General features: G+C 52.2%; 23 protein-coding genes, 1 pseudogene and 1 CRISPR repeat array. Of the genes and pseudogenes, 18 read left to right on the top strand and 6 right to left on the bottom strand.

The window, feature by feature from the left end:
- Positions 1-2 precede the first annotated feature (2 nt).
- The 12 genes from cas5b (at position 3) to ACZ47M_RS07775 (ending at position 11,665) form a co-directional block, all read left to right on the top strand.
- The gene (cas5b, locus tag ACZ47M_RS07720; RefSeq protein ID WP_315343002.1) at positions 3-632 is read left to right on the top strand and encodes a type I-B CRISPR-associated protein Cas5b; all 630 of its coding nucleotides are present in this window, start codon (positions 3-5) and stop codon (positions 630-632) included.
- Positions 629-2,860: a CRISPR-associated helicase Cas3' gene (gene cas3 / locus ACZ47M_RS07725; protein WP_315343000.1), complete on the top strand. Its 2,232-nt coding sequence runs from the start codon at positions 629-631 to the stop codon at positions 2,858-2,860. The genes cas5b and cas3 (ACZ47M_RS07725) overlap by 4 nt, the downstream gene beginning before the upstream one ends.
- Positions 2,861-2,928: 68 nt before the next feature.
- Positions 2,929-3,447 (top strand): CRISPR-associated protein Cas4, encoded by a 519-nt coding sequence (gene cas4 / locus ACZ47M_RS07730; RefSeq protein WP_315342998.1) that lies wholly within the window; start codon positions 2,929-2,931, stop codon positions 3,445-3,447.
- Positions 3,448-3,456: 9 nt separating this feature from the next.
- A complete protein-coding gene (gene cas1b / locus ACZ47M_RS07735) occupies positions 3,457-4,437 on the top strand; it encodes a type I-B CRISPR-associated endonuclease Cas1b (protein WP_315342996.1) in 981 nt (326 codons plus the stop codon).
- Positions 4,438-4,627: 190 nt separating this feature from the next.
- Positions 4,628-4,972, top strand: a complete 345-nt coding sequence (csa5, locus tag ACZ47M_RS07740) for a type I-A CRISPR-associated protein Csa5 (protein ID WP_315342994.1) — start codon at positions 4,628-4,630, stop codon at positions 4,970-4,972.
- Positions 4,972-5,919: a type I-A CRISPR-associated protein Cas7/Csa2 gene (gene cas7a, locus ACZ47M_RS07745; protein WP_315342992.1), complete on the top strand. Its 948-nt coding sequence runs from the start codon at positions 4,972-4,974 to the stop codon at positions 5,917-5,919. Before csa5 ends, cas7a begins: the two co-directional genes overlap by 1 nt.
- 1 nt (position 5,920) lies before the next feature.
- A complete protein-coding gene (cas5a, locus tag ACZ47M_RS07750) occupies positions 5,921-6,664 on the top strand; it encodes a type I-A CRISPR-associated protein Cas5a (protein WP_315342990.1) in 744 nt (247 codons plus the stop codon).
- Positions 6,654-7,892, top strand: a complete 1,239-nt coding sequence (gene cas8a2 / locus ACZ47M_RS07755) for a type I-A CRISPR-associated protein Cas8a2/Csx9 (RefSeq protein ID WP_315342988.1) — start codon at positions 6,654-6,656, stop codon at positions 7,890-7,892. Before cas5a ends, cas8a2 begins: the two co-directional genes overlap by 11 nt.
- Positions 7,889-9,457 carry a CRISPR-associated helicase Cas3' gene (gene cas3, locus ACZ47M_RS07760; protein WP_315342985.1) on the top strand — a complete coding sequence of 523 codons (1,569 nt, stop codon included), beginning with the start codon at positions 7,889-7,891 and terminating at the stop codon, positions 9,455-9,457. The genes cas8a2 and cas3 (ACZ47M_RS07760) overlap by 4 nt, the downstream gene beginning before the upstream one ends.
- Positions 9,454-10,116 (top strand): CRISPR-associated endonuclease Cas3'', encoded by a 663-nt coding sequence (locus ACZ47M_RS07765; protein WP_315342983.1) that lies wholly within the window; start codon positions 9,454-9,456, stop codon positions 10,114-10,116. Before cas3 (ACZ47M_RS07760) ends, ACZ47M_RS07765 begins: the two co-directional genes overlap by 4 nt.
- Entirely contained in the window at positions 10,088-10,765 is a 678-nt protein-coding gene (gene csa3 / locus ACZ47M_RS07770; RefSeq protein ID WP_315342981.1) for a CRISPR-associated CARF protein Csa3, read from the top strand. The genes ACZ47M_RS07765 and csa3 overlap by 29 nt, the downstream gene beginning before the upstream one ends.
- A gap of 225 nt (positions 10,766-10,990) precedes the next feature.
- Positions 10,991-11,665 carry a PD-(D/E)XK nuclease family protein gene (locus tag ACZ47M_RS07775; protein ID WP_315342979.1) on the top strand — a complete coding sequence of 225 codons (675 nt, stop codon included), beginning with the start codon at positions 10,991-10,993 and terminating at the stop codon, positions 11,663-11,665.
- Here ACZ47M_RS07775 and cas2 read toward each other — a convergent pair.
- Positions 11,658-11,915 (bottom strand): CRISPR-associated endonuclease Cas2, encoded by a 258-nt coding sequence (gene cas2 / locus ACZ47M_RS07780; RefSeq protein ID WP_315342977.1) that lies wholly within the window; start codon positions 11,913-11,915, stop codon positions 11,658-11,660. The two genes, ACZ47M_RS07775 and cas2, sit on opposite strands and share 8 nt — an antisense overlap.
- Positions 11,916-12,428: 513 nt before the next feature.
- A CRISPR array of direct repeats spans positions 12,429-13,547; the repeat unit is 30 nt; unit sequence GTTGCAATAAGACTCTGAGAGAATGGAAAC.
- Between the two features lie 358 nt (positions 13,548-13,905).
- Here cas2 and ACZ47M_RS07785 point away from each other — a divergent pair.
- Positions 13,906-14,814 (top strand): SDR family oxidoreductase, encoded by a 909-nt coding sequence (locus ACZ47M_RS07785; protein ID WP_315342976.1) that lies wholly within the window; start codon positions 13,906-13,908, stop codon positions 14,812-14,814.
- 82 nt (positions 14,815-14,896) lie between these two features.
- Here ACZ47M_RS07785 and ACZ47M_RS07790 read toward each other — a convergent pair whose 3' ends face one another.
- From ACZ47M_RS07790 to ACZ47M_RS07810, 5 genes are all read right to left on the bottom strand, one after another.
- Entirely contained in the window at positions 14,897-15,991 is a 1,095-nt protein-coding gene (locus ACZ47M_RS07790) for an SLC13 family permease (protein ID WP_315342975.1), read from the bottom strand.
- A 190-nt stretch (positions 15,992-16,181) separates the two neighbouring features.
- Positions 16,182-16,874, bottom strand: a complete 693-nt coding sequence (locus ACZ47M_RS07795) for an SDR family oxidoreductase (protein ID WP_315343105.1) — start codon at positions 16,872-16,874, stop codon at positions 16,182-16,184.
- A 134-nt stretch (positions 16,875-17,008) separates the two neighbouring features.
- Positions 17,009-17,065 (bottom strand): DUF234 domain-containing protein, encoded by a 57-nt coding sequence (locus ACZ47M_RS07800; RefSeq protein ID WP_315343102.1) that lies wholly within the window; start codon positions 17,063-17,065, stop codon positions 17,009-17,011.
- Positions 17,055-17,393 carry a DUF234 domain-containing protein gene (locus ACZ47M_RS07805; RefSeq protein ID WP_315342974.1) on the bottom strand — a complete coding sequence of 113 codons (339 nt, stop codon included), beginning with the start codon at positions 17,391-17,393 and terminating at the stop codon, positions 17,055-17,057. The genes ACZ47M_RS07800 and ACZ47M_RS07805 overlap by 11 nt, the downstream gene beginning before the upstream one ends.
- Positions 17,394-17,682: 289 nt before the next feature.
- Positions 17,683-17,913, bottom strand: coding sequence for a hypothetical protein (locus ACZ47M_RS07810; RefSeq protein WP_315342972.1), 231 nt, complete (start codon positions 17,911-17,913; stop codon positions 17,683-17,685).
- 335 nt (positions 17,914-18,248) lie between these two features.
- Here ACZ47M_RS07810 and ACZ47M_RS07815 point away from each other — a divergent pair, with 335 nt between their 5' ends.
- The 5 genes and pseudogenes from ACZ47M_RS07815 (at position 18,249) to ACZ47M_RS07835 (ending at position 21,558) form a co-directional block, all read left to right on the top strand.
- Complete coding sequence (locus ACZ47M_RS07815; protein WP_315342971.1) at positions 18,249-18,788, top strand: nitroreductase family protein; 540 nt, start codon at positions 18,249-18,251, stop codon at positions 18,786-18,788.
- A 639-nt stretch (positions 18,789-19,427) separates the two neighbouring features.
- Positions 19,428-19,595: pseudogene (locus ACZ47M_RS07820) on the top strand (riboflavin synthase); the annotation flags it as partial.
- Between the two features lie 106 nt (positions 19,596-19,701).
- Positions 19,702-20,103: a hypothetical protein gene (locus ACZ47M_RS07825; RefSeq protein ID WP_315342969.1), complete on the top strand. Its 402-nt coding sequence runs from the start codon at positions 19,702-19,704 to the stop codon at positions 20,101-20,103.
- The gene (locus ACZ47M_RS07830; RefSeq protein ID WP_315342967.1) at positions 20,100-20,447 is read left to right on the top strand and encodes a hypothetical protein; all 348 of its coding nucleotides are present in this window, start codon (positions 20,100-20,102) and stop codon (positions 20,445-20,447) included. Before ACZ47M_RS07825 ends, ACZ47M_RS07830 begins: the two co-directional genes overlap by 4 nt.
- Before the next feature lie 142 nt (positions 20,448-20,589).
- A complete protein-coding gene (locus ACZ47M_RS07835; protein WP_315342965.1) occupies positions 20,590-21,558 on the top strand; it encodes a hypothetical protein in 969 nt (322 codons plus the stop codon).
- The last annotated feature ends 37 nt before the right edge of the window (positions 21,559-21,595 follow it).

Here is a 21,595-nt window from a genome sequence, read left to right on the forward strand (position 1 = left end):
AGATGATAAGGGTGGAGCTTAAGGCCTGGACGGCTTCCTTCCGCTTTCCCACCTTTCAGTCTGGGTACCAGCCCACGCTCCCGGTTCCACCACCCTCCACCATACAGGGGATACTCTCGGCCGCAAAGGGGGAGCCAGTATATCTGAGCGAGCTCCCCTACGTTGGCTACGTCTTCAAAAGCGACGGCAGGGGAGTTGATCTTGAGAAGATATATGCCCTGGGGAAAGTCGAAACTGACATAATAAAACGTGAATTCCACTACAACGTGGAGCTATACCTCTATCTTCCCGATTGCTGGGAAGAACACTTCAGGAGACCCCGCTATCAGCTTCTCCTCGGGAGGTCGAGCGACGTTGCGACGGTTGAAGAAATAAAAAGGATACAACTCGAGGAGAAAGAAGCCCCGCTGGGGGGTACGGTCGCTCCAATAAACCTTGGCCTTCCGGGAATGGTTCACTCGCTCATCGTTGAATACGATTACTCAAGCGTTCCAAGGCGGGCAAAGCTGGTTAAGCCCTTCATAATTCTCCCGTTCCCCAGGACAGGTGCGGAAAAAAGGAGACAAACTACCAAGGCACTCTATGACCCCGAGCTTGACATCGGAGTTTACCTGCACAGGTGGGGTGAATGAAGGCCTGCTACGCCAAGTTCAATCCCCACCAGTTCCTTGAGTGCCACACCCTCGATGCCATCAACGTCCTGAAAAGCTTGAAAAACTCGTTCTACTGGCTCGAAGAGCTTTCTCCAGGAATCTTTGAACTTTCTTTTTATGCGGTTCTTCTCCACGACACAGGCAAATGTGCCTCAGGTTTTCAGAAATCGGGGCTCCAGAGGGAGCGGTGGGGCTATCGCCACGAACTCCTCTCCGTTCCCTTTGTCCAGTTCCTGGACTATGGAGAGCGGGAGAGGAACCTTATAGCGCTGGCCATACTCACGCACCACAAAACGCTCGACGAACTGGAGGAAAAGCTTCCCATAGGAGACGGGAACCTCTCGCCGGAGTTCCACGAAAAGCTTGAGGAGCTTTTTGATAGATCGGAGTACCTGGAGCAGGTTTTTATACCGAGAATCTCAAACATGGAGGCGTATTACTTCGGCACCAAGAGACCCCCGAAGAGGTTTAAACTCCCTGCAGACTGGAAGGAAAAGCTCCGGGACTTTGACTTCCAGGCGCTAAAGGAGTGGTACGAAGAGAATGTCGATAATGAAAGGCTCACCCTGACGTTTATCAGGGGCCTCTTAAACGCCTCCGATCACCTCGCCTCAGCTGGTGAAACTTCCATCGCACTCCTTCCGGACATCAACGAGAAGCTTGAACTCAGGATCCCGCCCGAAAAACTCCGCCCCCTCCAGATAGAGGCTTCACAGCATGCGGGAAACCTCATTTTAAGGGCCCCCACCGGCTATGGAAAAACCGAGGCTGGCCTACTGTGGGCCAATAAAAACGCCCTCAGAAATGGAAAAGAGATAGCGAGCAGGATCTTCTACGTCCTTCCCTACAAGGCGAGCATAAACGCAATGCATAAAAGGCTCATGGGGTTGTTCCCGGACCCATCACTGGTGGGGATCCTCCATAGTTCGGCTGGCTTCTACCTTTACACCTCTTCCCTCGAATACGAGAGACTCGGCTCTCTCTACCGGAAGATATACACCCCCCTAAAGGTCACAACGCCATTCCAGCTTATGAAGGCATTCTTCGGCGTCGGATTTCACGAGATGTTAAAAACCGAGCTGGCCGGCTCGATCCTAATCTTCGACGAGATACACGCCTACGAACCAAACGTCCTCGGCATAATCCTCGCAATGCTCGAGGAAGTCGCCCCTCTGAAGGCAAAAACCATGGTAATGACGGCCACGTTGCCGGACTTCCTGGAGGATTTGATTAAAGAGACCCTGCCCTTTAGGGAGTTAAAGGTTCCAGCCAATGATGCTAATAAATTCACCCGTCACAGGGTTCATGTCATTGATGGGAGCATAGATTCAATCGAAGAGCTCATTCCCGAGCTGAAGCTATATCAAAAGGTAAAGAAAAGCTCAAGACCTGCCCTGATAGCCTGCAACAGCGTTGACAGAGCCGTGGCCACTTACAGAGTCCTCAAAGAGAAAGGATTCAAAGTCCTGCTCCTCCACAGCAGATTCACCCACGGTGACAGGGAGGAGAAGGAGAGAACACTCCTGGAGAGAATGAACGATTATGACTTTGTTGTTGCGACCCAAGTGGTGGAAGTTTCGCTCGACGTGAGCTTCTCAACAATACTGACCGAACCGGCACCCCTTGATGCATTGATACAGCGCTTCGGGAGGGTGAACAGGCAGGGATGGCGGAATGGAAAGATAGAAGACGTTTACGTCCTAACCCAGGGTTCTGAGGCCGATGAGAAGATTTACAAAGACTACCGGGTGGTTGAGGAGAGCGTCAAGATTTTAGAAGAACTCGATGGGGAGGAACTGAAAGAATCGCTCATCCCAGAACTCGTTAGCAGGGCATACTCGGTAATCTCGAAGAAGCTAACTGAGGAGGTTCAGGACTACAAAAAGCTCGCAAAGGACGTCTTTAATAACGTGAAGCCCCTTAAGAGGGGAGAAGACGAGGAAAAGTTCTATGAGATGTTCAACGGAGTGGAGGCCGTTCCAGGCATCTACGCCGGTGAAATGCTCAGGCTTCTCAACAGGGGGATGGGAATCGAGGCCCACCGTTACCTCGTGCCCGTGCCGATGTGGCTCTACTGGGCCGAGAAGGAAAGCTTTCACAGGCTCAGCGATAGGGGAGTGGGAAAACATATCATTGTTGCGGAGCTTGAGTACAGTCCCGAAACAGGCCTCTTAAGGGAGCCTTTAACGGGGGGAGATATACTGTGAATTACGTCCAATGTAATGAAAATTACAGTCAAAACCACGACTCTTACAGTCAAAACCACGACTCCAACTTGAGCCCGGCCGAAGAGTATCCTCTAAACCAGCTCCTCATAACCGGGACGGAAATAAACTACCTCATCATCTGCCCCACCAAGCTCTGGTACTTCTCACACGGCATCACAATGGAAGGAGAGAACGAGTGGGTCGACCTCGGGAGATTCCTGCACGAGAGGCGCTACGCCGACGAGGAGAAGGAAGTCCAGATAGAGAGAATAAAAATAGACTTCATCCGGAAGGGGGACACCATAGAGGTCCACGAAGTTAAGCTCGGAAAGTCGATGGAGAGAGCCCACGAGATGCAGGCGCTCTACTACTTATACTACCTCAAACGGCTCGGGATTAAAGCGAAAGCGGCCCTCCACTACCCAAAGCTCAACGAAACGAAGGAGATAACGCTGGACGGCCACGAAGAAGAGGTAGAAAAGGCGGTGCAGTTTGCTCAGGTGGTAAAATCACTGTCCGCTCCGCCGGAGCCGGTAAAATCCAAGAAGTGCAAGAAATGCGCCTATTATGAGCTGTGCTGGGTTTGAGGTGGGAGTATGAGAAAACGCTCTCTCACACTTTTCTCGGACGGGAACCTCCTCCGAAGGGAGAACACCCTGTACTTCGAGAACGCCAACGATAAGAAACCTCTGGCGGTTGAGGGGATATACGACATCTACATCTACGGCCACGTGAACATAAGCTCTCAGGCATTGCATTTCCTTGCCCAGAAGGGCATAGCTGTCCACTTCTTCAACCACTACGGCTACTACGACGGTAGCTTTTATCCGCGGGAAACGCTCCACTCCGGAAACCTTGTGATAAAGCAGGCCGAACACTATTTAGACCCTGAAAAGAGGCTGAAGCTCGCCAAACTCTTCGTCAAAGGAAGCGCCCTCAACATGGGGCGCAATCTAATGCGCTGGGAAGTTGCCGATGGCTTTGCCGGGGAGCTCGAAAAACTCCTTGGAGAGCTGGAGGAAGCCGGCAAAATAACTGAGGTCATGAACGTCGAGGCCAGGATTAGGGAGGAGTATTACTCCCGCTGGGATGAGCATCTTCCGGAAGGCTTCAGGATAGTTAAACGCATGAGGAGACCACCAGAGAACGAGATGAACGCGTTGATAAGCTTCCTCAACTCCCGTCTATATGCGACCATCGTGAGCGAGCTCTACAACACCCAGCTTACTCCGACGGTGAGCTACCTCCACGAGCCGGGCGAGAGGAGATTTTCTCTTGCTCTAGATCTAAGCGAGGTCTTCAAGCCGATAATAGCAGACCGCATAGCAACGCGTTTGGTGAAACAGGGGGTAATAAAAAAGGAACACTTCCGAAGTGAGCTCAATGGCGTTCTGCTCACAAAGGAGGGCATGAGACTCGTCTTGGAGCACTACAACAATGAGCTTGCCAAGAGCGTCAAGCACCCCAAACTAAAGCAGAACGTCACCAAGCAGAGGCTGATAAGGCTGGAGGCTTATAAGCTGATAAAGCACCTCCTTGGGGTTAAGGAGTACGAGCCGCTGGTGGCGTGGTTTTGAGGTGTTCAGTTGGGGGTGACATCCGAAGGAGCTTTCGATGAGGACACCAAACAGATGGAATTAGAATTCCCCTCATTACCCGGCTCTATCATGTGTTCAGTTTTTTCTAAACAAATTGCACGCCCCGATAAACATCTACTGAACGTAAACTTTATATGAGTAACTTCACTAATTATGGTGAGGTGACATCATGCCAGAATATGAAGGGATAGTAAAAATGCTGAGGTTCTTCGTACAAACGAAGAACTTCGGCTACGTAGACAGGATTGGAAACGCCCTGAACCCGGGCCCAGTTGAGGTAACACTCCACGAGGCACTGAGGGCCTTTAGGTCAATAAGAGAAAACGCCACCATAGGGGAAGATGGGAGAAGGTATGTAGAAAAGGACGGGGAAAAGATTCCCGTTCCGGGAATTCCGAGCGAAGACGAAGTCAAGGCGTTTCTCGATGCCGTTCGCTCCGACATTAGTGTTGCAAAGCGTGTTGCTACCCTTGCTCTCGCGTATCCTTCAAGAAAAGAAGGAGGTGATGAGTGATGTTTCTGAGCGTTGGTGTTAGGTTTGAGGCAAACGTCGAGGCATTGAACATGGTCGAGACCGCCGGCAACTACAGCAAGCACAGGCGCGTCCCGTATCTTGTGGAAGAGGACGGAAAGCTCAAGACAGTCTACGTGCCTGCCCTGAGCGGTGAAAGCCTTGCCCACGCCTATCAGGAGCACCTCGTCAGAGAAGCCCTGAGCCTCAACCTTCCGGTGTGCGACGACTGCCGCAGAGGAGAGTTCTACAAGTCCATGAACAGGGTTCACCTCGAGAAAAAGGTGAGCCCCATACCAGGGGAGCCTGCTAAGATAGAAGAGGCAATAGTAAAGGCTTGTGTTGTTGAGGACGTTGGAGGATTCCTTTACGCGGAGAACCCCCCGGTTAGGAGAAGCTCCGCATTCCAGGTCAGCTATGCACTACCCGTTAAGTCCATGGCGCTGTTCGCGACCTCTGAACCCCAGCTCCACGCAAGGCACGCCCAGATGGACTCCTCGGGCAAGAAGGGCAATGCCTCGGAGCAGATGATTTACTACGTCGAGATAGGTACTGCGCTCTACGGCTTTACCTTCAACCTCGACCTCGATGCTATCGGAGTGAGTGCAATTACCTCAAAACCCATACTTGACGAGAACGAGATAAAAGCAAGGCGTGAGGCAGCTATGAAAGCCCTTTTCAGGATGCTTTCCTCTGCCCAGTTCGGTGCCAAGCTGTCCCGCTTCTTCCCCGTCGGGGGTATAAAAGAGGTGGCCGTAGCGGTCACGGAGCACCCCTTCGTCGTGACGTCCCCAATCTACGACGACTACATCCTCAAAACCGAGAGGAGGCTGAAAGTGCTTAAGGACTTTGGTGAGGACTACCTGTTTACTGTCGCCACGGAAGATAAAGTCCCCGAGGAAGCCCTGAAGGAAGCAGTTGATTACCTAAAACAAAAGGGAGCCCTCTGAGGTGATCCCTTTGCCTTTCTTTTTGAAGGCCACGATGAGGCCAGCGGGAATAGTGGCAATCCGCGCCCTCCCACAGAGCAAGATGAGAATCGCACTGCGTTACGTTCCACCGACCACCCTAATCGGCGCCATAGCTTACCCACTCCTGCACATCGCAGGGAATAGATCCGAGACTGTTTATGAAGAAAAAACCTTCAGGAGCTCGGCCGGGGGAGTTCTCGAACTCTTTGACTGGGTAACGGTGAGAACGCTTGGGAGGCCAAAGATACAGGGGGCACTGTTGAAGATCAACACCATCTACCGCGGAAATGTCCAGAGTGCCGTTACCTCTTTTCCCTTCGCGGTAACCTATGGCACCAATGATATCCTAATAACAGCGGTCTATCTCATAAACGAAGAGGCACTGGAGAGGAGCTCCTACACCAAGAAGGACATCGAGAGGGCCGCATGGGGGATAACCCGCCTCGGCTCAAGGGAGTCAGTCGTCAGTGTGGAAGACGTTGAGACCGGCCGCGCTGAAGTAGCTGAGGCAGAAATGGCAAAAACAGCCTACGCATTTCCGTTCAATGGCGTTGAAGTCAGGGGGAAAGGCACACTCCAATCTGTTGTAGACTGGCGCTCCGGAATCGGGGACTACTCAAAGGCAGGCAGGATGGTAATGTTCTACCCCGAAGAAAGCGTCGAGGTCAGGGGAAGACTCAGGACTATAAAAGTGGGCGAGGAGGTGGTTGTCCTTGCTCATTGAAGCCCTGGCGAAGTACCCTTACGAGGGCCTCACGAGAGAACTGCTCTCCCTCGGAATGTCGTGGATAGTCATGAACGCGGGCATTGAGCCAGAACCCAGAGAGCTGGCCGACGCCTTTGAAGGTGCCCTTCGCTCCCTGGAGAACAGGGCTGAAGTCCACACCTCCAAGATGGGCAGGAACGACAGGGAGTCTTTTAATAATGTCCTGAAGGTGTGGTTCAACAGGAGTGCCCCAGAGACTTACGGTGAACTGTTTGAGCTGGTCATAAAGGAGACCACGAAGCTCATCAGGGAAGGACGCCTCGACCCAAGGGAATCCCTAAAGGCAGTCAGGGTTGAAAAGGACGGTACATACCTCGGCGTTGATTACAATGGTGAAACATCAAAACCGCCCGGAAAGAAGGTCACGGCAGACCATTACGCGATACTACCGGCTATAATTAAGCAACCCGAATACTACGAGCGCCAGAGTGGATTCCTGGCCCCAACCACGGGAGGGAAAGCGCAGATACGCCTCGACCCCCTGTGGTTCTCCCTCGTTGCGCTGGGGTTCTTCACGGGGCTCGCGGGCTACATAGGTGGCAAATATTACCTGATTACAAAGCCGGGAATTGAGGGCCTCTGGCCCTATGAAGTTGAAGACGTCATTGTGAACGGCTTACTTGCCATCACGGAAGCTGGGATCAAGGGAAGGGTTTCGCTCAGCACAGAGGAGCTGTACGAGATGAAGCTGGCGATGAAGCTCGCCGAGGAGAACAGAAGCATTCCGGAGGAGGTATATCCTGTTACACTGCATTTGATAAGCCTTGAAGGGCAGGTCTACACTGAACTCAAAACGGTTCAGCTCGACCTCTCTGGCCTCAGCAGGTACTTGAACGCTTACGTGGAGCGCATAAACGCTCTGAGCACCGGCGGGGTTCCCGTTAGGGTAGAGCTCAAAGAAGGTAAAGAGACTGTTCAAAAATACCCGCTGTGGGCGCTCGCGGAAATCGCCGAAAAAGAACTCGAAAGGGGAGTGAACGGTGACGGAGAGATGCTGGCCTACATCTTCGTCAAAGACCTCTACAGGGCAATCAACAGCGGGAGAAAGGAACTCATAGAGGACTCGGTCTTCAGGCTGTTCCGCCAGGGGAGGGCACTGATCGAGGGAAGCGGAAGGGCCAGCGGTGAGCTGAGAAAGGTTTTGAGGGTCATTATGTGGCAGGGACACCTAGAGGTGCTCCTATGAGGGCATACGAGGAAGCGGTCAAGAGGCTCGCGGAGGCAAAGGGTTTTGTGCCCGAGAAAAGGCCTTTACTCGAGGAGGCCTTTGACTTTTTAACCTCGTCTCCTAAACCCTTCCTCGTTCTCAACGCCCCAACGGGTTACGGAAAGACGCTCCTGAGCTTTGCCCTGGCCCTCCACTCCCTAACCGACGCTTCGCTATTCGATAGAGTCATCCACGTCCTCCCGATGAGGTCAATAATCGAGGACGTTCAAAGGACGGCTGAAGAGGCGTTCGGGTTCTCGAGAACCAAAATGATGGGGTCAAGCGAGGAGTTTATGCACCTCTTTCCCCTGAACCTGACCACGGCAGACACGTTCACGTGGGACCTGATGAAGCTCAACACGAAAAAGAGGCACAGCGTCAAAGCTGGAAAGGAGTTCGGCTACGATTACCTGACCCAGGCCTCAATCCTAACTTCATTGGTCATATTCGACGAGGCCCACTTTCTCCTCGAGGACGAATCCATGGCGACTGCCTTCGATGCCGCCGTAGATTTTCTAACTTCCCAGGGCGTTCCGATCGTTGTGATGACCGCCACCCTCTCCCAAGGGCACAGAGAGTTTTTCAGAAAGTATACGGAGAAGTACAGGTACGACTTCAAAGTTTTATCCCCCGGTGGAGAGGATCCCTTTGTGGAGAGGGAACTCAAAAAGGACATTTCTATTGAATTCGGGGAAGGTGATCCGCTGAAGTTCATCGAACCCGGGGAGAGAAACGCACTCATAGTGAACACGGTGGACAGGGCAGTGAAGCTGTACGACAGGGCAATCTCAAATCCGGGCCTCGGGTTTAAACGCGACAGGATACTCCTGATCCATGGAAGAATGACGCCGAGCCACAAGAGGTCCATAATCAACCGTCTCAGGGAGCTGGGAAGGGAAGATTTCCTCCTGATAGGGACACAGGCAGTTGAAGCAGGCGTGGACTTCTCCGCGGACGTTATGATAACGGACAGGGCGCCGGTTAACTCCCTGCTCCAGCGCTTTGGAAGGCTCGCCCGCCACGCAGGCGATAAGAGCGGCAGGGCCCTCATAATGAAGGACTCCCCCACGGGCCCGTATTCTGAAGAGATGGTAAACAGGACATTAAAGCTAATCGCTGGGGAGAGCATCCATCCGCGCGTTCCTTCGACCTACGAAATGGCAGTCACCGAGGTTTATGGCTCGAGCCCCAGCTCCATTAACAGACTCATTGACAAGAATGTGAAAGGTAAGCTTTTCAGGCTCATGAGCGACCCATCCAAAAGAGCCCCCGATGTACTTGGAGAGGTTGAACAGCTTGTAGCGAAGGGTGTCCCGGTAATGAGGAACTTCCTTGTCCCCCTTTCTGTTGAGAGCGAAACCGTTCTCATAAGCCCGAAAAAGCTCTTTGAGCTTTACTCAAGGGGAGCCGTTGAGGTCAGGGGCTTTAAATCCGAGATTAAGACCCTTAAGGATGCCTATGAGGTTGCAAAGGGTGTCGCGCTCGGAAAGAACATCGAGATACTCTTTACCGGAAGCTACGACCAGGAGCGTGGTATAGTATGAGCCCCTGCGCCTACTTCAAGAACGGGGAGTGCGTCGAGACGATGGAAGCTCACCTAAAGCGGGGCCTCGAGCTGCTGGAGGGGCTTTATATCGGAAGAAACTACGGCAAATTTCTGGGACGGCTTCTCGGCGTTGAACCGAAGGCGGCTGAGGAGCTTCTAAGGAAAGCCTATATCCTTCACGACGTCGGAAAGTGCCTTGAGACGTTCCAGACGAGACGTGAAGGCTTTGGATACCACGAGTTCTACTCCTACCTGCTGGCAAAAAACGCGCTGGCAGAGTTTAGCACTGCAGGCAAGATAGCCGCGGTCGCGATTCTTCTTCACCACCACGACTGGATAAGAGACAGAACCGCGAAGAAACCCCAGAGCTTAAGACTCACCGATGAATGCATTCAGCTCCTTGAAGAGCTCTCAGGCACTTCTATTCCACGGGAGATACCCTGGGGAGAGCCAATCGAAGAGTACAAGATTGCCGAGGAAATCCTTCGAAAGAGCCTCAGGGGTGTCTACGCCCTCCTTCTGCCGATAGTGATGGCGGACAATTACGCCGCGGCCTGCAACAGGGGTGGAAATGGGAGCATGCTCGGGGAGGAGATTACGGAGGTCCTAAAAGTGAGGAGGTGGGGCCATGTTGGTCATCTTCCCCGTGGGCTTTGATGAGAAGTTCATAGTCCGCGCACTGATGAGGAAGAGGGAAGGAATAGACGGCCTTGAACACGGTGATAAATTGATGGCCATCCTCCCAGAAGGCTATGAAGAGGAACGCAGGATAGTCAACGCCCTGGAAGCAATAGAGGGCATAGCCTCACCCATAGTGGGGGAAGGTAACGTCATCCGTCTGGAGGTTCCTCTCCATGGAGAGAACCTCGTGCTGGCCATAAAGCGGGGTATTGAGGAGAACATGACCCGCGACAGGATTGTTCTTGCGGTTCTCTCCGGAGGAATGAGACCACTTCTCGTTGGGACAATGCTGGCGCTTCTCAACCTGAGGGATGCCAGAATCATCGTCGAAAGCGATTTTGAAAACCTTTCCGGCTACATATCCCTTGAGTTGAGTCCATTCCTCGCCCCTCCGAGCAAAAGGTGGAAGTTAGTACTCTGCGGCCTCGCCAAGGGAAAAAGCGTGAGAGCGATAGCAGAGGAGCTTGGAGTTTCACCGGCGACAATAAGCAACGAGCTGGAGAGAATGGCAAATTATCACCTGGTAAAGGCGGAGAGACCAGACGGGAGAGCACCAAAGTATTACGTAACCAGCGCAGGAAGAATGTATCTAAAGCTCATGGGAGGAGAGTGCAATGAGACCTAAACTCGCCTCTCACTTCGAAGGGTCCTTCCTTGTCCCCTACAACTACCACCGTTACCTTTACTCTTTCCTGGCCCATGCGATAAGCCCCGCGAGGTTGCAAAGCGCGTCCACAACAAGAAGAGGGACACCAAGTTCGTCTCCTAATGGGAAAGTTCAGAATGCGGGGTGAAGACAGGTTCATCCGCATTGCGTACGACCTACCTCGGAGTGATTGAGGTGATGTAAATGGAAAACCCCGACGGGCTCGAAACGTTCAACCAAGAGATCAGGAACAGGATAGCAGGAAGGAGGTCGCCGAGAAAGATATGGGTAACATCCCTGAGCTTCTGCCTCAGGAAGGCGGCGCTCTCCACGTACCTTGAGACCTCCAAGTACGAGCGCACCGGGGAGATGCTCCTCGGGACGCTGCTCCACAGGTGGGTTCAGGAGAACGTCGAGTTTGAGGGGATAAAGTTCGAGGTGCCGCTGGAGTACGAGATCGCCGACGGCTGGGTTCTCGTCGGAAAAGCGGACGCGATACTTGGGGACAAAATTTTGGAGTTCAAGCTCAAGGGATTCAACCCGGAGAACGGGCCCGGAAGCCTCAACGGAATGGAGGAACCCTCAAAGACATGGAAGGAACAGCTCAACGCCTACCTCAACATGGCCGGCCTGCAAGAAGGATACATCTACGTCTTTGACAGAGACGGCCTCGACTTCAGATACTTCCGGGTGGAGAAAGACGAGGAGGCGTTCAGTAAGATGCTGGGACGCGCAAGGGTTGTGATGACCGGCGTGGGGGAGCTTGAGCAGGGGAAGTTTCCGGCGTGGATAAAGCCGCGCTACACCAATGAATGCGATTCGTGCATCTTCAGAGCGATATGCGGGGCGATAGACAGACCATGGGAGAGGCCTACATGATGTCCTCCATTGGGTTTTTCTCCATTCCGATTACCTCCCTAAAGGGCTGGGAACGAAGCTTGTATATCACCACGGAGTCCTCGTCCTCATTTATAAGCTCCCTTAATCCCGCCTTTATGCGCTCGAACTCCGCCATTGTGACTTCGCCCTCAAAAACACTGTTCTGAACCCAGTGAAGGTGCTGGCGGAGGAACTTCTTCACCCGGTTCACCCGTTCGACGGAGACGTCATAGACTATGACGATGTACATGCCACCACCTGATAAAGCAAGCCGCTGGGGGTTTTAAATTTTTTGTATCATGCTTGGGTGGTTTTGTTTCTGGAATTGTTCTTTGCGGGGGCTGTTTTTCTGGAGACCTCCCCGGTGGCGGCCCTGGAAGTCTTTAGTAACCTTTTGTTATTATCTAACATTTTGTTACAGGTTTTTGTGCGTTTTGTAACGAATTTTTTTCGGAGTTTTGAGCGGAGGAAGGGGAGGGCCTGGAATCCAGCCCTTCCTATGGAAATTGGAGTTTTTTGAGTTTAAAGGGTTTAAACGCCATTTTTGCCTGTTTGGGCTCTTTTCCTTCCTTTGGAAGTCCCATGCTCATAAGAGTGCACCATGGGAAAAGTCCTGCTTGTTAGCTTTGTCCGTTGAGTTTGGCCTTTCAATAGCCGGAAATCCGGTCTTTTGGGGGCTCTTTTAAGGCCCCTCCATAGAAAAACTTATAAAATCCGGGGATTAATATGGTCTTGCAGGACAAACTGAGGAGAAACCCGCCCTGTTGCAATAAGACTCTGAGAGAATGGAAACGCGTATCTTTGCTCGCTAGGTATGTTGCTAGCATTAAGTTGCAATAAGACTCTGAGAGAATGGAAACGGAGAGGGCTGAGCTGGCGCTGGAGGCTCTCAAGAGTTGCAATAAGACTCTGAGAGAATGGAAACTTTCGACGAAGACTGCTTTATTGTTGAGGGATAGGGTTGGTTGTTGCAATAAGACTCTGAGAGAATGGAAACAAGTATGCTAATTTTTATGGTTTGGTTGATAGGGGTGTGTTGCAATAAGACTCTGAGAGAATGGAAACAATTATCCAAATCAACCTCAACCATTCTATTCTTCAAAGTTGCAATAAGACTCTGAGAGAATGGAAACTCTCTTAAGTGCAGTGATAAGCCGTTACGGTAAAGACGGTTGCAATAAGACTCTGAGAGAATGGAAACTTCGGTTAACACTTTCATTTACACACAACCACAAAATTAGTTGCAATAAGACTCTGAGAGAATGGAAACGGAAATAAACAAAACCATTAACCAGGAACATATAATACAGTTGCAATAAGACTCTGAGAGAATGGAAACCAGCATCACCACCACGCTCAACCTCAACCTCATCCCAAGGTTGCAATAAGACTCTGAGAGAATGGAAACACTCTAACTACCAGCATCCTGTTGATAAGCGGCGCTGGGTTGCAATAAGACTCTGAGAGAATGGAAACTGGTGATATCTATGTCGGGCAAGGGCTTTTGGGAAGTTGCAATAAGACTCTGAGAGAATGGAAACCGTTCTCGCCCGTGATTAGTAGTTTATCCCTGTCCGCTGTTGCAATAAGACTCTGAGAGAATGGAAACGCGGGGCTCCCCCAGGCTACCCGGGCCACCCGGCCAGTTTGTTGCAATAAGACTCTGAGAGAATGGAAACGTTCTATACGCCTTGCGTATTTCGCTAGGCTAAACCTGTTGCAATAAGACTCTGAGAGAATGGAAACACAGGACGCGGTACTTCCGCGCTTTTTCTCTTATTTCCGTTGCAATAAGACTCTGAGAGAATGGAAAGCACGGGAGCAGAAGGTACTCGCCATACCTTACTGCATAGTTGCAATAAGGCCCTGAGAGAATTGAAAGATAAGAACACAGTTCTAACCGGGCTTTGATGGGAGTCCTGGTAAACTTCGAGGGGGTGTGGGGGACGGAACGTCCCCCCAGACAATAAGACCCTGAGAGAATGGAAACGGTCTGGGAACCCCGCAGGGTTGCGGGATTGCAAATAGAATCCACCTCCCGAGAGGGTGCCTCGTCTCTTCTACGTTCATGCCACATCAGGCCTGATCATTGTCCTAAACTGCTTAGGGCGATTAACGGCGTCCCTTTTCTCGTGTTCGATGCCTCCACCACATTCAGGAGCTTTCCTCCTCTGCTTTTCCGCGGCGTAAACCTTCTTAAAGGGAATGCCTTAAACAGGAAAAGCTTGGGAGGTGTTGAAATGTCCGGCAGATTTGGGGGCAAAACCTGCATAGTAACAGGGGGTGCAAGGGGTATAGGTGCGGCGATAGCCCACCGCCTCGCGTCTGAGGGCTGTAAAACGGCCATCCTGGACGTTGACGAGGAGGCTGGAAGGTTAAGGGAGAAGCAGCTCACCTCTATGGGTTTATCGGCTAAGTTCTTCAGGGCGGATGTCTCCGTTGAGGGGGAAGTTTCTGAAGCAATTGGGAGGGTTTACGAAACTTTTGGCTCTCTCGACGTCCTCGTGAACAACGCCGGCATAGGGTACGGGAAGCCCCTGGAGCTCCAGACGTCAGAGGAGTGGAAGAGAGTAATAGACGTCAACCTCACCGGGCCCTACCTGTGTGCCAAGCATGCCGCCAGGTACATGAAGGGGAGGGGAGGTGTGATAATAAACATAGCCTCCACGAGGGCGCTCCAGTCCGAGCCGAACACCGAGCCATACTCGGCCTCCAAGGGTGGACTGCTCGCGCTGACACATGCCCTCGCGATGAGCCTCGCGCCCTACAGGATAAGGGTTCTCGCCGTTTCCCCCGGCTGGATAGACACGAGTGAGTGGCAGATACCCCCAAGAAAACCTGAGTTAAGCCCCCTCGACCACGGACAGCACCCTGCGGGAAGGGTTGGAAGGCCGGAGGACGTTGCTGCGCTCGTTGCTTTCCTGGCTTCTGAGGAAGCGGGCTGGGTGACGGGTGTCAACGTGGTCATAGACGGCGGAATGACGAAGAAGATGATATACATCGACGAAAACGTCATAGAGGACTCAATCGCGATGCTCCTCCAGGATAAAGAGCTGGCCTCAATGATAAGGACGCTCATAGGGAGGGCAAAGGAGGACAGAGATGGGGCGCGCGAGGCGTTGAGGGAGCTCCTCGAAGGCCGGGACTGATAGCACTCGAAAGCTCCACAGCTAAAACCCGGCAACCGCTCTTCTTTCATTTTCACCTGCTCTGCCTTACGGGGTGATCCGCCTAAGGGAGAATTCCGAGGAGTAAAGCGGAGAGGAGAAGGATCAGAAGGAAGTATGGCACCGAATAGCGGTGGAACTTCCCTATGCTTACCCGCGCTATCCTTATCGCTATCAGGTTCGCCAGAGAGCCTACCATGAAGCCCGTCCCGCCGGCGTTAACTCCCACGGCGAGCGGGCCCCAGTTCTCCGCTGAAAAGAGCAGGACAGTGGCGGGAACGTTGCTCACCACCTGGCTGAGGAGTGCCGAAAAGAGGAACAGCCCGATCTCCGATGAAGGTGGGTGGAGACCCAGCGAGGCCATAATCCCCGAGAGTTCGCCGAAGTCCACGAAGATGAACGCGAAGGTCAACACCAGGGCCCAGTCGAAGCTGAGTAAAACGTCCTTCCCGACCAGGGAGAGAATCACCACGGTGAGGGGCAACGTCCAAAGGGCCCTCTCTTCCCGGGCGAGCACGATGTTAATTATTAGCAGGAAGAGCGAACTCCAGAGCAGGCTTTCACGAACTTTCACTGCCTGGAGCTTTCTTTCGGGGAGGGAACCCCTGAATGTCACAAAGGCAAAGAGGAGGAGAAGGATAAGCCAGAGCAGGACGAAGGGGAGCATGTAGGCTATGAAGTCCTGGAAGGGAACGCCGTAGCGCCTCCATATTATTATGTTCTGGGGGTTCCCTATCGGGGTCAGGGAGGAGCCGACGTTCGCCGCTATGGCCGAAAAGATGACCAAAGCTGCCGTGTCCCTCTCAATGAGGCGCGAGAGGGCCACAATAAAGGGGATGAAAATAAGCATGGCGGTGTCGTTCATTATGATTGCCGAAGACAGCGCTATGGTCGGGAGGAGAATCAGGGCGAGCCTCTTTTCCGAACCGCGGGAGAGGTTTATGACCAGGATCGAGAGCTCCGCGAAAGCTCCCGACAGTTCAAGCCCCTTGGAGACGAGTATAAGTGAGGTTATTAATGCGAGCCCACCCCAGTCTATAAGATCGGGCGTCCTTTCGAGGAGCGAGCCGTCCCTGAGGAGAAGGGCTATGTAAAGGACGAAAAGCGATGAGAGGAACCATTCCCTCTTTATGAACTCCCTCAGGCGATTAACCATCATCTCCCCCGCCTCTCGGAGGCGGAGGTGCATTATAAAGCTTTTCAACGAAGTACTGCTGGATAATCAGGAAGTGAAAGAATGCCCGAAGCATGAGGGCCTGTTCTTTGGGCTCGTTCCAGTGGTGAGCGTCCTAAACCGGACGAAGAAGTGATAAGCCGAGGCGGGAAAAAGAGGCGCCATGCCCCCGGCCTCAGAACTCGGGCCTCTGATAGGTGGAGCGGAGCATCAGCTCTTCAACCCTTACATCGGGAGGAAGCCTCAGCAGGCAGCGGAGGGCCTCTGCAACCTCTTCAGGTTTCAGGAAGCCGTGCTCCTTCGGCTTGCCGGGTCTGCTCCCTGCGAAATAAGTGTCTATCGCCCCGGGCCTGAGCTCAAGGAACCTAACTTCAGGGTTTTCGAGCTGGAATGTCCTTACCAGCGCCCTCGCGCCCCACTTGGTGGAGACGTATGCTCCCCCGCCCGGAAAGACCCTCGCCGAGACATCCGAGGTGACGGCAACCACTGTTCCTTTCCTGTCCTTCAGTGAGGGCAGGAAAGCTTTTATCGTCCGCCACAGGCCGAGCAGGTTTACTTCCACCATGCTCTTAAAGTCCTCGTCGCTTATCTCTTCGAGCCTCCCGAAATAGCCCACCCCGGCATTCGCCACAACCAGGTCAACTCCGCCGAAGCGCTCCAGCACCTTCCAGGAGAAGTCCTCCACGCTTTCCCAGCTTGAGACGTCGAGGTAACCGTAAAAGACCTCGGTGTCGAGCTCTTCCGCGAGCTTTTCGAGCTCCCCAACGCTCCTCGCGCCGAGGGCAAGGGCGTAGTTTTCCTCGGCAAGTACTTTAGCTATAGCCCTCCCAAGACCGCGGGAGGCACCTGTAACGACCGCGAGCTTCATACCAACCACCATAAAAAGAAAGGGAAACCTCACAAAAGCTTTTTCGTTGCTCTTAACCCAGCTCGAAGGCCTTAACCTTGCCTCGATTGCATTCTCCGGCAAGCTTCTTCACGTTGCTACCCACCGCCACCAGATCAAATTTCTTCATCCCTGTGCCACCAGCGGCCTATCCTGGTGAACTTAAAAGGCAGCCTTCCCGACTTTGTTCAGCTCGACCAAAAACTCCCTCGCAAAGTCTTCAAAGCGAACCCCAAAAACTCTCTGGAGGTCCTCTTTAACCCCATCGTGGGTCACGAGGCCCAGCTCTATTTCCGTCCTGTTTTTGGGCACTATTGAAAACCATGTGAGAAGCATCGGGTCTCTGAGCCTGTAGATACCGCGCTTCTCTTTTTTTACAATCGGTAACTCTCTTTTCACGAAACCCAGATGGATGAGGTTTTCCAGGTATGGGTACACTTTTCTCCCATCCAGTCCGGCGTACTCTGCTATCTCCGAGGGCCTGGTCTTCCCGTGGGCCATTGCTGAGAGTAGGGGGAAGCATGTCTTAAGCTCCCTGAGCTCCCCTGAGAGGATGATGTATGGCTCGTCATAGAAGAAGCCCTCCGGCTTCAGAAAGGTTTCCTCGATAAAAGTTCCCGTATCCCTTTATCTGGAGGCCACTATTAAGTAGGAGGGAATGCCCCCGACGAGCATGTACCTCTCTAAGCCAATCCGGGAATCGCTGAAGAACTTAAGGGAATTGGGAGGTTAATGGGCCTGAGCCTAAAACTCGCGGTTCTCCTGCCGTAGAGAGGAGTAGCTGAGAACCTCATCCATCATCATGCCCACGAGCGAACCGGGCAAAACCAGCATGACTGGTTTTTGGGAAGTCGTGATCCCAGGCTCTCTGCAGGGTGCTTAATATTGTCCTGTCGCTCTTAACGGCGTAACTGAACTCGTCGAGGACTATCAGCGTTTTCTCTTTGATTTTCAATGCGGGGTACTTGAACAGTGAGTACCAGTCGCCGAGGGTCAGAAACAGTTCATCATTGAAAAACACAGCCAGTTCCTCACGAAGGTTCTGGATCTATATAGGACCACAAATGAGGGGAGGTTTGCCCACTGCTCTTCGAGCAGCTTGAGCTCATTTTCACGGCCCACAAATTCACTAATCATGATTAGTACTAATCACGATTAGGATTTAGAGCTTTCGTTCTCATAGAGCCTCCCCTATGCCGTGGATAAAGAGGCTCAAGGCTTCCCCATGTTCAGACCGCGGAAGAGGGGCAGAATTCTCGAGCTCAAAAAAGGCTTTTGAAAAACAAAGGTTCTGGATATTTATTGGAGGCGGCGTAAGGGTATTAAGCTCTTCGGAGAATCTCTCCCGGTGGTGGCATGGAGTTCTTCGAAGTTCTCAGCAAGAGGAGGAGCATAAGGCGCTTCCAGGACAGGCCGGTTCCGGAGGAGCTTGTGGAGAAACTCTTAGAAGCGGCCTTCCTCTCACCGAGCTCCTTCAACAAAAGGCCCTGGCACTTCATAGTGGTTGACGACAGGGAGAAATTAAAGGCCCTGTCTAAGGCCAAGCCCGGGGCTTCGGGTCTGGCCACAGCACCGCTTGCTATTGTTGTAACCGCGGACGGGAGCAGGAGCGACGTGTGGATTGAAGATGCCAGCATAGCGGCGGAGCACATTCATCTGGCCAGTTTTGCCCTCGGTTTGGGCTCCTTCTGGGTGCAGATAAGGAACAGGGTGCACAGTGGAGATAAAACGGCTGAGGACTACGTCAGGGAGCTTTTGAACATCCCGGAAAACTACCGCGTGCTCTGCATCATTGGAGTTGGCTATCCCGCGGAGGAGAAGCCGCCTCACGGCGAGGAGGTTTTCGAATGGGAAAAAGCGAGCAGAAACGGATTCGGAAGGCCATTTAAGGGCTGAGGGAGCGCCTACAACCCCCGGAGCTTCTCCGACATTCTCTTCCCCCTAAAGGGGCCTTCAAAAGAAAAATAACGATCCCTAAATCTGTATACCCAATGGGCAGTTCCTTTTTGAGCCCTGGGTTCGTTTTTCGTGGAGGTTCTGAAGCGGTCGTCCCTGACCTTCTCCCCGCCCTAAAGGGCGAGGCTTTCAAGAGAAAAAAGCAAGAGATCCTCCTGCTGGCGTGAATGCCGTTTCTGACGGTGAGTTCCTTTTGGGATCTATTCCAAAGGCGCAGACCTTGAGCCTGCCGGATATGTATCCCTTGCCCGTGCTCAGACAGTCTTTAGTGGTTCCCAGAACGTTGGTCTCAGGGTGAAATTCAACACCTACCCCTTAGTTTCCCCTTATCTGCTTGCTCAGTCATTTTGGTTCGTCTAACGGTGAATATGGGGAATATCCAAGTGAGTTACTTTCCAATCTCCCAAGAGCACCCCTAATCGAAAGGTCAACTGCTTGGGGCATGGTATTCCATTACTTAAAATAAACGGAACAAACTTTCTCCTGTGGTGGAATGAAAGACGAGGACTACATGCGCCTTGTCCTTGAGCTGGCAAAAAGGGGGAGAGGGCTGGGTGAACCTGATGGTTAGAGCGGTGAGATGGGAGAATAGCCTTCTTTGACGTTGGCGAGGAGACCCTTGCGAGGACGAACCTGAGGGAGGCGAGGGTGGTGAACCTCGAGAGGGCCATGCCGGCCAGCGGCCGCTTTAACGGACACATAGTGACCGGCCACGTTGATTGCACAGTAAGGTTCATAGCGAAGAGGACGATAATGAGATTATTGCGAGCAGTAGGTGGACATAATACCCGAAACGTTTTTATATAACTTTTTCCAATTTTCTTACGATGCCCACTATACAGGGGTAGAACACATGAGGAGGGTGGAGTACATATTGTTTGGCCTCTTTGTGTTTTTGATCTTCGGGAGCCAACTTTCGGCAGGAACTAAACCGGCAGTGGATACTGCGCTGCCTTCGTGGATGGCCCCCAATAATTTCCAGAATCCAACTAAGATGGTAACGCCGGCGGCGATGTGGCCCGGATACGGCGGCGGTTCTAATGTTGCAGTGATACATTATGTTAGGGATGAGGACGAGAACTACTATCACACAGACACTGCAATGGATATACTAATGGGTATTCTGTGTATTACTGGGACGCCTATTATCATGGCTCTCTGGGAGATTCTGTATGGACATGCTATAACATGTTCAAAGGGAAAACAGTCAGTTATTACGGTCACACTGCCAAGATTTCTTCCTCTCCTGAAGTGAACGGTTTCATAATACTCCAAAAACCCAACTACGGAGACACGGCCTCTGACTTTTGGAACATAATAACCCAGGAAGCTAATTTTCACGACGCACTCATATTTATTTTAGGGTGTGATTCATTCAAACTTAGAAGTGGTGCAGTCTATAGAACATACATTGGTACAGACAGACCTATTGGTGTTGAGCTGATAAAGAGCAAGGGAACAACATTCTGGAAGAACCTTGATGATGGAAAAACGGCGTATCAAGCAATGGAGAGCATTCAGCCCAGCCTTTGGGAGATGCTGACTCACAAATACTGGGCTAGATTCGAAATTGATGGGGATAAAAACTGGAGGCTGTGATATGCCACACAACCCGGGGAAACTCATTTCCATACTTTTAATTTTGGGGGTCGCCATAGTGCTTGGCATGTTTTTAAATAACGAAACAAAAGAAACACCCCCGGATCAAGCGTATTCTGTGACCTTCAATGGTGACCTATATGTGCGTTCCGTAGAGAGGCTCGATTACACGGGCTATTCGGCTGAAGTCCTCGTGTGTTCCCTGAAGGACCAGACGGTAAAGGTTGAAGCCGATGTGCCGGAGTGGATCGACTCGAACGCTGCGTTCTACATTACCTATTCCCACCTGGACTACCTTGGGCTCCTCTGGGAGGAGATAAGGAAAGAACTGGTAAACAAGACTTCTGAGGGCTGGAAAGTCGGGGACTTTGAGTTCAGGGAGCCAGACCTCAAAAAAGTCACTTACTCCAAAGGGACGTTTACCTACGCCGACCAACTAAAAAAGGGGCAGTGCACGGTGTTTTCTTTCAAAGGAGTCTTCAAGGCGTTGCCTGAGGGTATTTACCTACGCAATGGAAAAAGGATTCCCCTTCCGAAAGCTTCGCTCACCGGACAGTCAGACTGGCTGTTCTTTGCACAAATCCCCGAAGGCTATAAGGGCTGGAACGCCTCGCTCATGATCCCGGAGAGACTGGGAAGGGACAGCGAATTTGAAAAGGCGTACAGGAACCACCTCAAGAGCCTCTTTGAGTTGGTTGATAAGAGGCTGATAACGGAGGAGGAGCTCGGCCACATTGAAATCCCCGAAGAACCGGTTCCTCCGGAGGATTACTGTGCTGAATTTACGGCAAACGGTAGCAAGGCGTCGTCCACGAGGCTCTTGGGCAGTTCGGGCCTCTACAGTGACGGAAACTACTACCTCTTCGAGTATTCGGGGAAGAATGCGGAGACAATATTCGTGAGCTTCACCTCTACTGGATGTAGGCCTGCGGTGTGGTTCACATTTGTCGGGACGTTAGGTGGATCTGGGGAATCCATCAAGGAGAATGGGCATATGAGGTCAATTTTCGGCGTTTTCAGCAACTTTTCCGTCCACAACGGGGATGGCGATGGGCCGCTGTTCGTGGATTCTTCCGGCCACGTTATTCTTGACCTCGTGGTTGAACCGTGACTTTTGTTCCGTTTTTGGAACAAATTTTTAAAAGATG

It is taken from the genome of Thermococcus waiotapuensis, assembly GCF_055384795.1.

Bases quoted from the DNA above. Each gene is read 5' to 3' on its own strand.
- cas5b (WP_315343002.1), top strand. From the start codon at position 3: ATGATAAGGGTGGAGCTTAAGGCCTGGACGGCTTCCTTCCGCTTTCCC.
- cas3 (WP_315343000.1), top strand. From the start codon at position 629: ATGAAGGCCTGCTACGCCAAGTTCAATCCCCACCAGTTCCTTGAGTGC.
- cas1b (WP_315342996.1), top strand. From the start codon at position 3,457: ATGAGAAAACGCTCTCTCACACTTTTCTCGGACGGGAACCTCCTCCGA.
- csa5 (WP_315342994.1), top strand. From the start codon at position 4,628: ATGCCAGAATATGAAGGGATAGTAAAAATGCTGAGGTTCTTCGTACAA.
- cas7a (WP_315342992.1), top strand. From the start codon at position 4,972: ATGTTTCTGAGCGTTGGTGTTAGGTTTGAGGCAAACGTCGAGGCATTG.
- cas3 (WP_315342985.1), top strand. From the start codon at position 7,889: ATGAGGGCATACGAGGAAGCGGTCAAGAGGCTCGCGGAGGCAAAGGGT.
- ACZ47M_RS07765 (WP_315342983.1), top strand. From the start codon at position 9,454: ATGAGCCCCTGCGCCTACTTCAAGAACGGGGAGTGCGTCGAGACGATG.
- csa3 (WP_315342981.1), top strand. From the start codon at position 10,088: ATGTTGGTCATCTTCCCCGTGGGCTTTGATGAGAAGTTCATAGTCCGC.
- ACZ47M_RS07775 (WP_315342979.1), top strand. From the start codon at position 10,991: ATGGAAAACCCCGACGGGCTCGAAACGTTCAACCAAGAGATCAGGAAC.
- cas2 (WP_315342977.1), bottom strand. From the start codon at position 11,915: ATGTACATCGTCATAGTCTATGACGTCTCCGTCGAACGGGTGAACCGG.
- ACZ47M_RS07785 (WP_315342976.1), top strand. From the start codon at position 13,906: ATGTCCGGCAGATTTGGGGGCAAAACCTGCATAGTAACAGGGGGTGCA.
- ACZ47M_RS07790 (WP_315342975.1), bottom strand. From the start codon at position 15,991: ATGATGGTTAATCGCCTGAGGGAGTTCATAAAGAGGGAATGGTTCCTC.
- ACZ47M_RS07795 (WP_315343105.1), bottom strand. From the start codon at position 16,874: ATGAAGCTCGCGGTCGTTACAGGTGCCTCCCGCGGTCTTGGGAGGGCT.
- ACZ47M_RS07805 (WP_315342974.1), bottom strand. From the start codon at position 17,393: ATGGCCCACGGGAAGACCAGGCCCTCGGAGATAGCAGAGTACGCCGGA.
- ACZ47M_RS07815 (WP_315342971.1), top strand. From the start codon at position 18,249: ATGGAGTTCTTCGAAGTTCTCAGCAAGAGGAGGAGCATAAGGCGCTTC.
- ACZ47M_RS07825 (WP_315342969.1), top strand. From the start codon at position 19,702: ATGAGGAGGGTGGAGTACATATTGTTTGGCCTCTTTGTGTTTTTGATC.